At 40.4% G+C, this 14,772-nt stretch carries 13 protein-coding genes, 1 tRNA gene and 1 CRISPR repeat array; of the genes, 7 read left to right on the top strand and 7 right to left on the bottom strand.

Annotation, left to right across the window (positions count from 1 at the left end):
* Positions 1 to 18 precede the first annotated feature (18 nt).
* The 4 genes from TERMP_RS08630 (at position 19) to TERMP_RS08615 (ending at position 3,166) form a co-directional block, all read left to right on the top strand.
* Positions 19 to 576 carry a TIGR00288 family NYN domain-containing protein gene (locus TERMP_RS08630; RefSeq protein WP_013468017.1) on the top strand — a complete coding sequence of 186 codons (558 nt, stop codon included), beginning with the start codon at positions 19 to 21 and terminating at the stop codon, positions 574 to 576.
* Positions 527 to 1,054, top strand: coding sequence for a TIGR00288 family NYN domain-containing protein (locus TERMP_RS08625; RefSeq protein ID WP_013468016.1), 528 nt, complete (start codon positions 527 to 529; stop codon positions 1,052 to 1,054). The genes TERMP_RS08630 and TERMP_RS08625 overlap by 50 nt, the downstream gene beginning before the upstream one ends.
* Positions 1,055 to 1,096: 42 nt before the next feature.
* Positions 1,097 to 2,011: a calcium/sodium antiporter gene (locus TERMP_RS08620; RefSeq protein WP_013468015.1), complete on the top strand. Its 915-nt coding sequence runs from the start codon at positions 1,097 to 1,099 to the stop codon at positions 2,009 to 2,011.
* An 87-nt stretch (positions 2,012 to 2,098) separates the two neighbouring features.
* On the top strand, positions 2,099 to 3,166 hold the full coding sequence (locus tag TERMP_RS08615) for a thiamine ABC transporter substrate-binding protein (protein ID WP_013468014.1): 1,068 nt from the start codon (positions 2,099 to 2,101) through the stop codon (positions 3,164 to 3,166).
* A 484-nt stretch (positions 3,167 to 3,650) separates the two neighbouring features.
* A CRISPR array of direct repeats spans positions 3,651 to 5,415; the repeat unit is 30 nt; unit sequence GTTCCAATAAGACTCTAAGAGAATTGAAAG.
* A gap of 99 nt (positions 5,416 to 5,514) precedes the next feature.
* Here TERMP_RS08615 and TERMP_RS08610 read toward each other — a convergent pair.
* Positions 5,515 to 5,592, bottom strand: a tRNA-Pro gene (locus TERMP_RS08610).
* A 70-nt stretch (positions 5,593 to 5,662) separates the two neighbouring features.
* Here TERMP_RS08610 and TERMP_RS08605 point away from each other — a divergent pair.
* Together TERMP_RS08605 and TERMP_RS08600 are read left to right on the top strand one after the other, a co-directional pair.
* Positions 5,663 to 6,727 carry a glycosyltransferase gene (locus tag TERMP_RS08605; RefSeq protein WP_013468011.1) on the top strand — a complete coding sequence of 355 codons (1,065 nt, stop codon included), beginning with the start codon at positions 5,663 to 5,665 and terminating at the stop codon, positions 6,725 to 6,727.
* Between the two features lie 57 nt (positions 6,728 to 6,784).
* The gene (locus TERMP_RS08600; protein ID WP_013468010.1) at positions 6,785 to 8,467 is read left to right on the top strand and encodes a DUF4910 domain-containing protein; all 1,683 of its coding nucleotides are present in this window, start codon (positions 6,785 to 6,787) and stop codon (positions 8,465 to 8,467) included.
* Here TERMP_RS08600 and TERMP_RS08595 read toward each other — a convergent pair.
* The 3 genes from TERMP_RS08595 to TERMP_RS08580 all read right to left on the bottom strand — a co-directional run bounded on the left by TERMP_RS08595 (position 8,464) and on the right by TERMP_RS08580 (position 11,564).
* Entirely contained in the window at positions 8,464 to 8,796 is a 333-nt protein-coding gene (locus tag TERMP_RS08595; protein WP_013468009.1) for a transcriptional regulator, read from the bottom strand. The genes TERMP_RS08600 and TERMP_RS08595 overlap by 4 nt on opposite strands.
* A 56-nt stretch (positions 8,797 to 8,852) precedes the next feature.
* A complete protein-coding gene (locus TERMP_RS08590) occupies positions 8,853 to 9,506 on the bottom strand; it encodes a metallophosphoesterase (protein ID WP_013468008.1) in 654 nt (217 codons plus the stop codon).
* A gap of 189 nt (positions 9,507 to 9,695) precedes the next feature.
* Positions 9,696 to 11,564: a COG1361 family protein gene (locus tag TERMP_RS08580; RefSeq protein ID WP_013468007.1), complete on the bottom strand. Its 1,869-nt coding sequence runs from the start codon at positions 11,562 to 11,564 to the stop codon at positions 9,696 to 9,698.
* 56 nt (positions 11,565 to 11,620) lie between these two features.
* Between TERMP_RS08580 and TERMP_RS08575 the strand changes: the two genes are divergently transcribed.
* Positions 11,621 to 12,415 carry a nitrilase gene (locus tag TERMP_RS08575; protein WP_013468006.1) on the top strand — a complete coding sequence of 265 codons (795 nt, stop codon included), beginning with the start codon at positions 11,621 to 11,623 and terminating at the stop codon, positions 12,413 to 12,415.
* A gap of 18 nt (positions 12,416 to 12,433) precedes the next feature.
* Here TERMP_RS08575 and TERMP_RS08570 read toward each other — a convergent pair whose 3' ends face one another.
* Genes TERMP_RS08570 through TERMP_RS11315 form a run of 3 tightly spaced genes read right to left on the bottom strand, consistent with a single transcriptional unit; the run spans position 12,434 to position 14,694 of the window.
* Positions 12,434 to 13,249, bottom strand: coding sequence for an SdpI family protein (locus tag TERMP_RS08570; protein WP_013468005.1), 816 nt, complete (start codon positions 13,247 to 13,249; stop codon positions 12,434 to 12,436).
* Entirely contained in the window at positions 13,236 to 13,607 is a 372-nt protein-coding gene (locus tag TERMP_RS08565) for a PadR family transcriptional regulator (protein ID WP_013468004.1), read from the bottom strand. The genes TERMP_RS08570 and TERMP_RS08565 overlap by 14 nt, the downstream gene beginning before the upstream one ends.
* Positions 13,597 to 14,694 carry a DUF3887 domain-containing protein gene (locus TERMP_RS11315; protein WP_013468003.1) on the bottom strand — a complete coding sequence of 366 codons (1,098 nt, stop codon included), beginning with the start codon at positions 14,692 to 14,694 and terminating at the stop codon, positions 13,597 to 13,599. Before TERMP_RS11315 ends, TERMP_RS08565 begins: the two co-directional genes overlap by 11 nt.
* Between the last annotated feature and the right edge of the window lie 78 nt (positions 14,695 to 14,772).

The raw sequence follows: 14,772 nt of genomic DNA, 5'->3' as shown, positions 1-14,772 counted from the left end.
GCAACGATGGTGATTGGAATGCCCAGCAATTGGGAGAGGATAATGGCGATTACAAAGGAGGGAATGCGGAGTATAGCAATGATGAAGCGCAAAATGCGGAGGGGCAAGAAGATTGCCCTTCTGATTGATGGTCCCAACATTTTGAGAAAGGAATTCAACATACATCTTGAGGACATTGTTGAGGCACTTGAACAGCTCGGCAACATTAGAGTTGCCAAAGTTATTCTCAACCAATATGCTCCTCAGGGATTAATCGAGGCTGTAGCCAACCAAGGTTTTGAGCCGATAATTGTTCCTGGAGAAACAGGGGTTAAGCTGGCAGTTGAAGCTATGCGTGAGATATATAACCCTAATATTGACATAATTGCTTTGGCGACAAGGAATGCCGAGTTTCTGCCCATAATCTTGAAGGCAAAGGAAAAGGGTAAGGAAACTGTGATAATCGGCGTTGAGCCAGGATTTAGCGCTGCTTTAAAACATGGAGCTGATTATGTTATAGTCCTGACTCCAAGGGGTGAAGAGAGTGGTGAAAGAAAAGATATTCAGAATTCTAAAGAGAGAAGAAAGAGAGGTTAAAGAAAAAAAAGAGGAGCCAAAAAAGACAATTGGACTTATCATTGATGGGCCAAACATCCTCAGAAAGGAATTTGGAATTAGATTAGAGGATATTAAAGAAGCGCTTGAAAGAATTGGAAAGATCAGAGTTGCGAAGGTTGTTTTGAATCAGTACGCTCCTCAGGGACTAATCGAGGCTGTTGTGAACCAGGGCTTTGAGCCGATAATCGTTGCGGGGGATACGGATGTCAGGATTGCCATAGAGGCAATGGAGCTGATATATAACTCAGATGTTGACATAATCGCCATAGCAACAAGAGATGCCGATTTTCTCCCCATAATCAGTGAAGCCAAAAGAAAGGGAAAGGAAACAATTGTAATAGGGGTTGAGCCGGGCTTCAGCGTTGCCCTTCAAAATGCAGCTGATTATGTTATAAAGATGGAAGGCAGGGGAGAAGGAGTAGGCTACGGAAAAAACTACAAAACCCACGGGGCATAGTTTTTTAAGCCCAGCACCACTTACAGACTAACGGCGGTGCCAATGATTCAGGAGTTCATTGTGTTCATAGTGGGCTTGATTCTGCTGATTAAAGGAAGCGACGAGTTTGTTGAGGCTGGAAGCAGGGTGGCTAAGGGGTTTGGAGTAAGTGAATTTTTAATTGCTCTAATCCTAGCGAGCATAGCGACAACGCTTCCCGAAGTTACGGTATCAGCAATAGCAGCTTTTGAGGGCAACAGTGGAATTGCGCTGGGAAATGCTGTCGGCAGTGCGTTAGCAAATATAGCGCTGATTCTGGGGATTTCTGCAATGATAATGCCGCTTGAGGTTGATGAGATAGCTTGGAGAAACTCTCTGTTCATGTTCCTTGTCACAGTTTACGCTTGGTTTTTGATGAGAGATGGTGTAATTTCAAGGCTTGAAGGGTTCACACTGATTCTAATTTATCTCGGTTTTCTGTATTATCTCTACAGGAAGCATATTGCAATTGAAGACATTGAGGGAGGCAGAAGCAGGAGTGTTAGGAGAGACATCGTGATCCTGTTCTTGAGCGGTGCAGTCGTTGTGATCGGGGCAAGAATGGTAGTTACGAGTGCCGTTACTATAGCGAGGTCATTGGGCATTTCGGAAGTTGTTATTGGACTGACCCTCGTTTCAATCGGCACTTCACTTCCCGAACTTGCAAACTCTCTGGCAGCGACTCTGAAAAAGATACCAAATATAAGCGTTGGAAACATAGTGGGAGCCAACATCCTCGATATCCTCATGGTGATCGGCATAGCCTCCATGATCAGACCAATAACAGTTGATGCAGGCATCTTTTCATTCACAATGCCCCTCACACTGTTCGTTATGGGGATTCTAACCCTATCCCTAAGGATGACCAACAAAATCAGCAGAGCAATCAGTGCCGTACTCCTCACTATATACGCCTACTTTCTCTACTCTCAATTCTGATTTCCCAATTATGTGCACAATAAAGTTTTAAACACCTTTTTATTACTGATTCATGGAAATTTAAAAATTGGTTGTAGGTGATGAAAAATGAAAAATCTTGCTCTAATCCTGGCTTTAATGGTTATAGTCGGTGGATTGGGATGTATCAGCAGTAATAAAGAGCAGACATCCAAGGAGCTTGTTGTTTATGCCTACGACAGCTTCGTCAGCTGGGGACTGGCAAATGCAACGATACCAAAGTTCGAGAAGATGTACAATGTAAAAGTCAAGATAATCACAGTGGGGGATGCTGGGGAAGTTTTGAACAGGCTCATCCTTGAAAAGGACAATCCGAGGGCGGATGTTGTAATCGGAATTGACAACAACCTCATAGCAAAGGCTATTGAAGCCGGTGTCCTTGAACCATACAAGCCAAAGAACATTGATGTCGTTCCAAAGGAACTAATAGATGCACTTGATCCGACTTACCACGTAGTTCCTTTTGACTATGGATTCATTGCAGTCGTGTACAAGAAGAGTGAGATTTCAAATCCACCACAGAGCTTTGATGACCTAACAAAGCCTGAGTGGAAGAAGAGCTTAATTGTTGAGGATCCAAGAACAAGTTCAACAGGAGCGGCATTTTTGTTGTGGACAATTGCCGTTTATGGAGACCCAGGGTGGCTGTACTTCTGGGAGAAGCTTAAGCCGAACATCTATCAAATAACCAAGGGCTGGGACGCTGGATGGGAGATGTGGGACAAGGGAGAAGCCCCGCTGTTCGTCAGCTATGCAACGGATCCAGCTTATTCTGCTTATGAAAGCGGTAAAGAACCGGATATTGGGGCAATAATCTTCAAAGAAGGTGGTTATCCACAGATTGAGGGGATTGGTCTTGTTAAAGGAGCAAAGCACCCGGATCTGGCTAAGAAGTTCATTGAGTTCGTTCTCAGTGAGGACTTCCAGAAGGAGATACCGCTAACAAACTGGATGTTCCCAGTGAACAAGAACGTTCAGCTTCCGGATGTTTTCAAATATGCGGTTAAGCCAGACAAGCTTGTGAGCCTTGATCCAAAGGAAATTGAGCAGAACTACTCAAGATGGCTTGAAGAGTGGACAAAGCTCATGATTGAGGGCAAGACTCCGGAAGAGATAATTAAGGAGAGGAAGGGGTGATTCTGAAGATTTTTCGATTTTTGTTGATTTTTCTGTTTTTGTGGTTTTTGATTTTTTGCAGTCTTCTTTTCTGGAATACTGCCCTGAGAGTTGTTTGGAGATTTTTAGTAATTATTTGTTATTAAATTACTTTATGTTACAAGTTTTATTGAAATTGTAACGTTTTGAATGTACATGTTTGGGTTTGGGGTTTTTGAGAGCTTCTTCTCATGTTCTCCTTATGGAAAATTGACCATTTTAAAATTAGAAGATGAGGAAGTTGGATTTTTGGGTTTTAATGCTTAAAAAGCCATTGGAAGTCTTATGCGCATTATTGTGCACTGGTGGCTTGGAGTTGTTGTGGGGTTTATCTGCCATGATATGGAGTGAAAAACCCTTGAATTCAAGGCTTGCTCTGACTGCATTACTAACCCTCCAACAAAAAGCTTTTATAATCCAAGCGTTCTTATACTTTTACTGGGGAAATAAGGCAAAATCCCGCCCTGTTCCAATAAGACTCTAAGAGAATTGAAAGAAAAGAAGACTCTTTATGATGATGGAACCGATCAGGTTCCAGTTCCAATAAGACTCTAAGAGAATTGAAAGAAAATTCGCATTGAGGTGAGGTTGCAATGATTCTCAGAGTTCCAATAAGACTCTAAGAGAATTGAAAGGCTTTTTTGCCCACAAGTGAGCCGACGATGAATAGTAAGTTCCAATAAGACTCTAAGAGAATTGAAAGTTTTGCCGTGTCTAATGCTGTCTCAAAATCATCATAAAAGTTCCAATAAGACTCTAAGAGAATTGAAAGCTGTTATATTGACAAATGTTGTATTGAATACTTCGAGCAGTTCCAATAAGACTCTAAGAGAATTGAAAGATTGTGAATACTATTCCAAAAATGAGAACACCAATGTGGATGTTCCAATAAGACTCTAAGAGAATTGAAAGATGAGGGCAAATTCTTCTTTGTAACTACAAACGGAGTGTTCCAATAAGACTCTAAGAGAATTGAAAGTGATGCACGCAGCTATTACCTCAATCCAAGCTTGCTCGTTCCAATAAGACTCTAAGAGAATTGAAAGACGACCATTGCTCCGCTTTCAACCGCTCGATTTCTTCTTGTTCCAATAAGACTCTAAGAGAATTGAAAGTTCGAGTTCTTTTTTCCACGAAAAGGATCGGCTTGGAAGTTCCAATAAGACTCTAAGAGAATTGAAAGTTGACGACTTACGAGCACACTTTAATGGTGGACATCGGTTCCAATAAGACTCTAAGAGAATTGAAAGCAATCATCAAGCTGAATTGGCAAGGCAACTTTACACTGAGCAAAGTTCCAATAAGACTCTAAGAGAATTGAAAGTGCATCCGCCGGTATCCAAGGCTCAACTGTGAGCGCATTCGGCGTGTTCCAATAAGACTCTAAGAGAATTGAAAGGATATCCCAGATATTAAGCTGCATCCTAAGAGGATTATGTTCCAATAAGACTCTAAGAGAATTGAAAGTAAAAAAACGCTTCTTCTTCTTGGTCTCTTTCTGGGTCAAGTTCCAATAAGACTCTAAGAGAATTGAAAGAAGAAATAAAGAAGGAGCGTGATGGTCGTGGCTCTTGAGGTTCCAATAAGACTCTAAGAGAATTGAAAGGGCTTAGCGAAAAGTCAGTTACTCAAAGCAGTTACCAAGGTTCCAATAAGACTCTAAGAGAATTGAAAGTTGCGACCCAATACGGCCCTCCAGCGATCCAAATCTGCGTTCCAATAAGACTCTAAGAGAATTGAAAGATCAAAGATGCGGCAATAGCTAAGCATATCTTTGAAGTTCCAATAAGACTCTAAGAGAATTGAAAGGTAGTCACTTGTTTAACATATCCAGCCTTCTTCAGAATGGTTCCAATAAGACTCTAAGAGAATTGAAAGCCCTAACCGCTGCAAGTGCTGACGCTACTAATACAAAGTTCCAATAAGACTCTAAGAGAATTGAAAGAGATTATGCCAAAGAGCATGATTGTTGCTCCCCAAATGATGTTCCAATAAGACTCTAAGAGAATTGAAAGGCGGCTTTATCGAGAATAATCTTAGCATTTACGACAGTTCCAATAAGACTCTAAGAGAATTGAAAGTTCTGAAAGACTTAGCTACATCTATTAAAAAGTGCGTCCTAACAAACTGCAAGTTCCAATAAGACTCTAAGAGAATTGAAAGCTTCCAAAGTAGCCTTAACCGTATCAGCCACTACCTCTGTTCCAATAAGACTCTAAGAGAATTGAAATTACTGCTCTGATTGTGCAGTCTTGATCTGTTGGACAATTTCAATAAAACTTGTCTGTCTAAATTTCTCTTCTTTGACAAAGAACAGCCAGAAGTAGTGATGGTGGGGCCGCCGGGATTTGAACCCGGGTCCCCGGCTCCCGAAGCCGGAAGGATAGGCCAAGCTACCCCACGGCCCCTCGAGAATGAGGTTTAAAGAAAGTGTTATAAAGATTTCGCAACGAGAAATTGGACAAGGAAGGGATTGTCATGATCTCAATCATAGTCCCAACGTACAACGAGCGGGAAAACCTTGAGGAGCTTGTGAGTAGAATAAGCAAAGCGTTGGAGGATTATGAGTTTGAAATCATAATCGTTGATGATGATTCTCCAGATAAAACATGGGAGAAAGCTCAAGAATTAGCGCAAAAATACCCAATTAGAGTTATCAGGAGGACAAAAGAGAAAGGTCTCTCTTCTGCTGTGATTAGAGGATTTAAAGAGGCCAGGGGAGATATTTTTGTAGTCATGGATGCTGATTTGCAGCATCCTCCGGAAGTAATTCCAAGGCTCGTTGAGGCAATTGAAAGAGGGGCTGACATTGCGATTGGCTCCCGCTATGTGAAGGGTGGAAAGGTTGAGAACTGGTACTGGTGGAGGAAGTTAATCTCAAAAGGTGCAATAATGATTGGTCGTGTTGCGTTGCCGAAAATTAGGAACATAAAAGACCCTGTGAGTGGATTCTTTGCTCTCAGAAGAGGAATTGTTGAAAATGTTGAGCTGAACCCAGTGGGCTTTAAAATTCTCCTTGAGATTCTCATAAAGGGAAAATACAGCAGGGTAGTTGAGGTTCCATATGCTTTTGGTTTAAGACACGCTGGAGAAAGTAAACTCAGCCAAAAGCAGATTTTCAACTATTTGAGGCATCTCTATCGTTTGATGAAATGGGAGGGCGAGATTGACCGTTTGATTAAGTTCTCAATTGTGGGAATGAGTGGAATAGTTGTAAATCAGTTTTTCTTGTGGCTTTTTGCAAACATTCTCGGTGGAGGGATTGCTAATTTAATGATTGCTAATGTCTTTGCGACTGAGCTTGCAATCCTCAACAATTTTACTTGGAATGATCTGTGGACGTTTAAAGATTTGAAGAATAAACCGCTTTACAAGAGACTTTTCAGCTTCCACTTGGCTGCGTTGACTGGAGCCGTTGTCCAGTGGACGATATTCGGCGTGCTTATCTTTCTCGGCATGCATTATCTAATAGCGAACTTAATTGGAATTGGATTCTCGTTTATTGTTAGATTTCTGGTTAACAGGCACATTACTTGGGGGTGATGCTCCAATTAAGCGAGCAACTTAAATAAGCATTGCGAAATTATTTTTGGTGATATTATGAAGGAGTTTCTTGAGGAATCAAGAATAAATGTTGACGAAATTTTAAGGCACATAATGAACATCTCTCAGTTCCACAGAATCCAGGGTTCAAAAGAAATCGTTGATGCTGCAAAATATATCCTTGAAGAGCTTAAGAAAGCTGGAATTGATGCCCAGCTTTTGAAAGATGTCTATGATGGAGAAACCTGGCATCTGACATTGAAATCTCCAATTGGATGGGACCTAATTTACGGTGAAATTGAGATTTTTGGCAAAAAGTTCACCACTGAGGAAATTCCTCTTGTAGTGATGGCACACTCGCCAAGCGGAGAAGCTGAAGGGGAGATGGTTTATATTGAAAGAGAGGATGACTGGGAGAAAGCAGAGGGAAAAATAGTCTTAGTTGGCAAGAAATGGAAGGATAATTATAAAAAAGCTAACAAAAGCGGTGCCATTGGTTTTGTAGCCTATCGCAAAGGAACTGGGAAAGCATTTCCATATATGGGGCTGTTTCTCTCAAGGAAAGATTTAGAGTGGGCAAAGATTCCAGCTGTTGCCGTGAGTGAAGAGATTGCGAATAAAATAATTAGCAAGTTAAAGAAAGGGGAGAGCGTAAAAGCCAAAATTAGAGTTCAAACGGAGATTAGAGATAAACAAATTTTACCAATGGTTTATGCAAAAATTGGAAAGCCACCGTATATTCTCTTCACAGCTCACATCTGTCATCCAAAGCCAGGGGCAAATGACAACGCAAGCGGTTCAGCAATGCTCATAGAGCTGGCAAAGGCATTAAAAGAGAAACACAGCGAAGATTTCAGATTCGGCTTTGCATTTCTCTGGATTCCCGAATATCACGGAACACAAGCATTTATTGAAAAGTTCGCTGAGCTTGAGAACTATTATGCGGTAATAAATCTCGACATGGTAGGAGGGAGCGAAGATCGTTCGAATTCAACCATAATGATTGTAAGGACACCGTTATCAAGGTTCTCAATTGTTAGCGGACTTTTGGAGTACTACCTCAATCTGGCGAACTCTCAAGGTGAGAGCTTTGGTGGTGAAGGGATGCCCAAACTGAAAGTTAAAAGCTACTCCTATCAGATGGGGAGCGACCACGATATCTTCAACTTCTTTGGAGTTCCTGGAGTCATGCCAATAACTTGGCCTGACAAGTTTTATCACTCAAGTGAAGACAGCATAGAAAAGATAAGCAAAGATTCTCTCGAAGTGATTGGGAAGGCTGTTTTGGCTACAGCCTTAGCACTGGCGAAAGCTGAGAAAGAAAAACTGCAGAGATTTGCAAGAGGCTATGCTATGAAATATCTGGGAGAACTTGGTATGGATAGGGAAATTGAAGTTGCAGAAAAGCTTGTTATGAGAGGTCTTGCGAGGGATGGAAAGTTTTTGGGAATCGACATAGGTCATGATTTAGAGTTCAAAGCGTGGATAAAGTGGAAGAGGAAAGGTTTGGTCTCAGTTAGAACAATTAGGGAGTTTGAGGAAAAAGCGGCAAAAGAGCTTGAAGAATTTATGGAAGACAAAAAGTTCTCAATTCATCTCCATGAGCTTCTGATGCTGGGAGAAATCTTACCAGAGGAGGAGGCGTTTAAAGCCCTTGAAGAAGAATTTGGAAAAATTGACAGGGAAAAGCTTAACAAAGCCCTTGAAATTTTGAAAAAGCTGGGCTTTATTGAGTGTTAAATTTCTCTCTCTTTCAGCTCTTTTTCTAACTCATTTATCTTTTTGACAATGCTCTCTTTCAGCTTTTCAAGGAGTTCTGCCGGCGATGTTGCCGTATAAACATATCCAAGCCATCCTTTTTGAATTAGTTCTCTCTTTAGGAGCCCTTTTCTATAAAGATTAAGTACGTGCTCTCTTACACTTCTTTCACTTATGCCCAGCTCCTTTTGGATTTCTGTAATCCTCATAGGAACTTTCTTCTCGAGAAGCAACCTATAAATTCTGATTTCAGTTTTTTTAATACCCAGTGATCTCAATAAGCTTTCAAGCTTTTCATGTATCTCGCTCATTTTCTCACACCTCTGCAAATTTATCTTCATATTTAAACTTCATAAATGTTGCGGTTTTAGATGAAATTTATTCTACCAATATAGGTTCCTTCCGGTAAATATGCGTCTCCTTCTTTACTATTTTTCAGGAAAGGTATCATTTTAATTCCTTCTCTTACATCAAATCCTTCTATGTAAGGGTTTATTGTGGGGAGAATTAGAAATTTTTCAATCCTCAAAAAACATTTTACTCTTTTTGCCGTGCTACCAAATTTTATGATAACCGCTGGGTGAATATGGCCAAGAAAGGCTTTTTCAAATTTTGCCTCGGGAGGGAGAATTTGATGACCATGAAGGAAAAGCATCTCGTCGATTGTATAATAACCAACCACTTTTACATTTTCAAAGTTTTTTAAAACCTCCTCAATTTTTCCGTCGTGATTTCCCCTTGTTATTATTACCTCAAAGTCCCTAAGCTCGGAAAAGAACCCTAAGAGGAGCCTTTTTGTAAACGTGTTGATTCCAAGTGGTTCTTTGATATCTCCCAAAATTATCACAAAATCTGGATTTTTGAGCTTTACAAACTCAGCAAGCTTCCTTTCGAATTTTGTTCTTATTCTTAATCCCCTTGAAAGCTCAAAAGCTATGTGTGGATCGGCAAATACTAAGGCTTTTCCTCTTGATGTTTCAAGTTCAATAGAAAGATTCTCAAAGGTTCTTTCAACCTCCAAGTTGGAGAACCTCCAGATAATGAAAGGGATAGAAAAGAACTGAAGATATCAGATTAATCCTCTTTCCTTCTTCCTCTGCCTCTTGAGCCTCCTAATCCTCTTCTTGATCCACTTCCACCTCATCCTGCCCTTCTTTTTCCACTTCCTCGGTCTCCTCTTCATGATGATCCCTCCTATGATCGCTCCGCTCTAAGCTCTCTCAAGTATATTTTTAAGCTTTTCTCCTAAAAGCAATGAACCTAAAACAATGCCTAAAAGAAGCGAGATTATCGCTATTAAGCTTGTTTTACCAATTGGAAGCACTTCCTTTTCAACTACTTTTTCTACAGGTGTGTAGACGATTTTTGTTTCATTTGGACACTGAATTGCAGGCTGATTTGGTGTTGTGATATTTTGAGTTGTGTTTTCGCAGTTTATGTATTTTTCAACAACTTTTTCGACTATTTGAACTTTCTTAAATTGGTAAACTGGAATTGTAGCAGTGTCGAGGATTTGTTTCTTTGGAAATAAACTTTCAAGCTTCAATGTTAAGTTTCCAGTTTTTACTGGGGCTATCTCAACTGTGAAGGTTCCTTCTGAAGGACTTTCTGCTGTCATTATCGGGGATGACAAATAGGTTATCCCATTTCCCTCTATTGTCAAAACAAAAGAGCTTGGATAGTTCGTATAGATAGTATAGGTTACCGTGGCGTTAAATGGGACACCTAACGTTGCGTTGTCTGGAAGATTGAGTTTTGCGGAAAAGGTAATCTCCGGATCCAAAACTTCAAATTTATGCTTAATGATCCTGCGGTATGCTTTTCCATTGTAATCATATAAAATCTCGATTATGAGACTTTGGTTTTCCTTCTCGATTGTGATCGTGGAGTTGTCTATGATGGTTGCATTCGGTAAAAATGAGGGGGTTAAGGTTCTTGATTTCATGCCATCGGTGAATATAATCACCTCAAGGTTTTCAGCTGGGGCGTCTCCGATGTTTCTTATTGTCAAATTGAGGGGTATATTCTCCCCGAGGTGAACTTTTTCTGGAAGCTTAACTTTAATATCCAAGATAGGAATCCTAATGCCCTCTTCCTCTCTTTTTAAAGCTTTTTCATCAGCGAATATAACGAAGTATGCAAGATTATTCCTGATGCCTGCAAATCCATACTTGAACTTTATTGCTAATGGGTAATATACTAAATAGGGGTTATCTGTGCTTAGAACTTTTTTCTCAACCATATTCCCAGCTCTGTAGAGGGCTACTTCAACATGATTTTCGTCAATGAAATTAGAGACCTCAAGCTCATATAGCTTTGATAATCTGACCTTCTCATGCTCAGCGATGAATCCTTCAAAATATGGCATTTCTTTTACTGTTAAATATGTGGCATTTACCAAATCCAAACGAACTAATGCGCGATTTTCATCAAATTCAAGCAAAGTTAACAACGTTACGTCATCTACATATATTTTTTCACCTTTGGAAAGCTCGTATGTTTTGTTCTTGATAACTAAGAGGGCTTTTCCATCGCTGATACCTTTGTATATAATATCTCCGCTTTGGTCTTTGTATATGTATTCTCTGAAGAGATAATCGAGGGGATTCAGCTTTATTTCAAAGTTTTTGTCCTTATAGTATGTTCTCTCCTTAGAGAGGGTTACATTTGCATATCCTAAATCAAGCTCTGCATAACTTTCATTAGCTTTAATAACTTCAATCTGCTTGTTCTTGAGAACTATACTTTCCCCAACTTTGAAATACGGAACATCGATCTCGAGAAGAACTGCTGGATATATCTCGGACTTGAAGGAATCTTCCAGATAGATTTGGATATTATCTACCATCAGCCCCTCATTAACGGAAATTGTCCCCATTCTATAAAGCAGACCGTATCTGTATACTTGTATTAGGGCTTTTGCAAAGTCTTTGTCAACATCAACAACCTTTATAGTGTAAGTACCAATGGTCACGCTTTCTCCAATTCTGAGCCACACAAAAATTTTACTCTCATTTTGGGCACTCACGGGAAGGGAGAAACAAAGAAGTAACATCAAAATGACAATGACCTTTTTCATTTTTGCCACCAGTTTTATTAGGTTCAATTCTTATTAATTCTTTGCTGGTGATAGGCATGAGGGTAGGGTTCATTCAGATGGAGCCTAAGCTTTTGGATCTAAACGCTAATTTGAGCAAGGCTGAGAAGCTTTTAAAAGATGCTGCCAAGCAAGAGGCTCAATTGGTGGTTCTCCCTGAACTCTTTGATACGGGATATAACTTCGAGAGCAGGGAAGAGGTATACAGTATAGCCCAACAGATACCAGATGGGGAGACGACGCAGTTCTTAGTGGAGCAGGCAAGAGAGCATGAGATGTTCATTATTGCCGGGACTGCAGAAAAAGATGAAAAAGGAAGGCTTTATAATTCAGCTGTTCTTGTTGGGCCAATTGGGTGGGGATACATTGGAAAATACCGCAAGATTCATCTATTTTACCGAGAAAAGCTGTTCTTTGAGCCGGGGAATTTAGGATTCCATGTGTTCAACATTGGAGTGGCAAAAGTGGGCATAATGATTTGCTTTGACTGGTTCTTCCCAGAAGCCATGAGAACTTTAGCATTAAAAGGTGCCGACATAGTTGCTCATCCGGCGAATCTTGTGATGCCGTATGCTCCAAGGGCAATGCCAATTAGAAGCTTGGAAAACAGGGTCTTTTCAATTACTGCCAATAGGATTGGGGAAGAGAGAGGACTCAGGTTCATTGGAATGAGCCAAATCAATTCACCAAAGGCCGAAATTCTGCTCAGAGCAAGTGAAGACAAGGAAGAAGTTGGCGTTGTGGAGATAAACATAGAGGAGGCAAGAAACAAAAAGATAAATGAGTATAATGATATATTCAAGGACAGGCAGCCTAAGTACTATTTTGTCTGATCCTCTTTTGTTTGTTTTTTATTCGGGAGTTCCCGCGGCAAGTAGGAGTCTAAAAGTTTCAATCAATAACAGTCCAATGCCACCGAGCAGTGTTGCAGATAGTAATGCATTAGAATGGAAATTGTAAGCGTTATAGAGAATCAAGTACACATTTGCCCAAGCCAGCATTATCGCAATTATCGTCATCATTTCAGCAAGTATCTTTAATCCCTTTTTACTCATTTTTGGAGCTGTTCTCAGCATCATAGGATCCTTAGCCATGTATGTGAGAGCAATTGGAAGCAAAGATGCCGCCAGAGGAAATAGAAATACTCCAAGGGTCTTCTGAGCAAAGTTATCCGGCTCACCAGCGATGTTGAAATGGATTGCAACTATTTCCGGGAGCCTATCCCAGCTGAGAACTAAAAATATAATGCTGAAGGCTAATGCCCCGATCTGAATTGCGAGATATGGCTTTACGTTTATCCCTTCAACAGGTTTGGGTTCACCAAAAGCGGGCTCTCTGAGGCTTTCTTTTTCAACGATTTCTCTTGCCATTTTGTATCCATAAGTAGTTATTAATAAAACCCCGGCAATCATTACAATGAAGAAGATTAGGATGTTGCGAACCTTTAGGCTCAGAACAAAGAGCAGAACTCCAAAAGCCATGAATGCTTTCCCGCCAAACGTATTTACTTTCACCCATGCTTCCTTGGATGAAAATGTATAGCCAAAACGGAAGCCTATTGCTGTGTTTGGCTTGTTTCTGAAAATGTAGGTCAGCAAACCGCTTACAAACATTAGGAATGCGATAAATATCTCGAACATCATGTTGAAAACTTCAATCCCAGCCATATTCATCACCCCCCAGCTTTTTCATCATTCTGCTGACTGATTCTATCTCTTTCTTAAGTTCTTCAAGAACTTTCTCTCCAAGAGAAGTTATCCTGTAGTATTTTCTTGCCCTTCCCCCAACTTCAGCCCAAAAGCCCTCTATAAGCTTATATCTCTCCAAACTTTTGAGCAGGTCATAGAGAGTTCCTTCACTGGGCACTATCTTACCACTGCTCAGCTTTTCAAACTCCTTCCTGATTGCATAGCCATGCATATCCCCTTTATTTTCAAGAAGAGATAGAATGATAAAGGAATAAGTACCAGCTCTAAGCTCCCTTCTCAGCTTTTTTAAGGCTTTTTCTTTCGGATCACCAAACAACCTTTCCTTCCTCCCCTTCTACTTTCGCTTTTGGAATGGCATACCACAGTAGTATGAGCGTAATAGCAGTGATTGTGCCGTAGGTCATTATTAAGCTTATCTGGGAGTTCGTGAGCTGATAGTATGACGCAAACGTATCGATAGCACCGTGAACAATGCTTAGGACAACTAACGCTTTCCTCCCAAATCCATTCTTATAAGCGTATGCCAATGTAATAGTGGTTCCTCCATGGAAAAGTGTTGCAATGTATCTTTCAAACAAGCTAAGCAGTGCTTGTGTTAGCTGAACAGTTAATCCTCCCAGAATAAAGCTTTGAACTACCTGAAGCAACGGCACTAAGATCGCTTCTCCAAGCCCAAATCCAATTCCAACGAAGAGTGCTTCCTTAAGCCGCTTGTTCCTCATAAAGGCATACTTCAGGCCCTCTTGAAAGAATCCGGCAATGAATCCAAGCCAAATAGCTGTGATAGCTGTAAAAGCAAACCCCTTAGCAGTTATATCTGCGTTTGATTTAATCCCTAAGGCTAAGAATGGAGCCTGCTGAATTACTGGCTGAATGAAAAGTGTTATTGCAACCAAAAAGAAGCCTAAAATTAGTTCCGCTCCTTTGATTTTTTTGAATCCGAGAGTGTAGAATGTTAACAGAGCTAAGATTCCACCTAAAATAGGTAAACCGACTGCCAACGGAAGGGGAATTCCCTTCTCCCTCCAGACAACTTTCTGAATCCAGAGCCCGGAAAGTTTGTATTCCCCGTTGGTTTGACTAAAAACGAGCCTTAGTGTCACATTAGCTTTTTCAAACTGAAAACGATAATACGCCAGTGCAAATTTTCCGGATTTTCCTTCTTCAATGAATTCAAAGCTTTTAAGACCGCCGTATTTTGAAATCATCTGTTCCCTTAAAGCATTGAAGGATTTTTCATTAAAAGCCTCCTTCATATTTTCGTCCAAATATGGCTCAAGAATTGAGTAATTTCCAGTTTTTAGGCTTTCAAAAACTGCTTTTGCAACTTCATCATAAGGCTGTTGGGCAAGAGCATAAAAAGCGAGCATTGTTATGATAAAAATTAGTGCCACCTTTCTCATCTTGATCACCATACCTCGGACTTCGATGTATTGTGGGAGCATTAGAAATATAAAGCTTGTGGTCAAAGCTTCTCCACA

This window comes from Thermococcus barophilus MP (assembly GCF_000151105.2).
Classification (GTDB): Archaea; Methanobacteriota_B; Thermococci; order Thermococcales; family Thermococcaceae; genus Thermococcus_B; species Thermococcus_B barophilus.
The sequence above is the reverse complement of the archived record's forward strand: the minus strand, read 5'-3'. Positions and strand labels throughout refer to the sequence as shown.

Excerpts from the sequence above, each read along its gene's own strand:
- TERMP_RS08630 (WP_013468017.1), top strand. The coding sequence starts at position 19 with ATGCCCAGCAATTGGGAGAGGATAATGGCGATTACAAAGGAGGGAATG.
- TERMP_RS08620 (WP_013468015.1), top strand. The coding sequence starts at position 1,097 with ATGATTCAGGAGTTCATTGTGTTCATAGTGGGCTTGATTCTGCTGATT.
- TERMP_RS08615 (WP_013468014.1), top strand. The coding sequence starts at position 2,099 with ATGAAAAATCTTGCTCTAATCCTGGCTTTAATGGTTATAGTCGGTGGA.
- TERMP_RS08605 (WP_013468011.1), top strand. The coding sequence starts at position 5,663 with ATGATCTCAATCATAGTCCCAACGTACAACGAGCGGGAAAACCTTGAG.
- TERMP_RS08600 (WP_013468010.1), top strand. The coding sequence starts at position 6,785 with ATGAAGGAGTTTCTTGAGGAATCAAGAATAAATGTTGACGAAATTTTA.
- TERMP_RS08595 (WP_013468009.1), bottom strand. The coding sequence starts at position 8,796 with ATGAGCGAGATACATGAAAAGCTTGAAAGCTTATTGAGATCACTGGGT.
- TERMP_RS08580 (WP_013468007.1), bottom strand. The coding sequence starts at position 11,564 with ATGAAAAAGGTCATTGTCATTTTGATGTTACTTCTTTGTTTCTCCCTT.
- TERMP_RS08575 (WP_013468006.1), top strand. The coding sequence starts at position 11,621 with ATGAGGGTAGGGTTCATTCAGATGGAGCCTAAGCTTTTGGATCTAAAC.
- TERMP_RS08570 (WP_013468005.1), bottom strand. The coding sequence starts at position 13,249 with ATGGCTGGGATTGAAGTTTTCAACATGATGTTCGAGATATTTATCGCA.
- TERMP_RS11315 (WP_013468003.1), bottom strand. The coding sequence starts at position 14,694 with ATGAGAAAGGTGGCACTAATTTTTATCATAACAATGCTCGCTTTTTAT.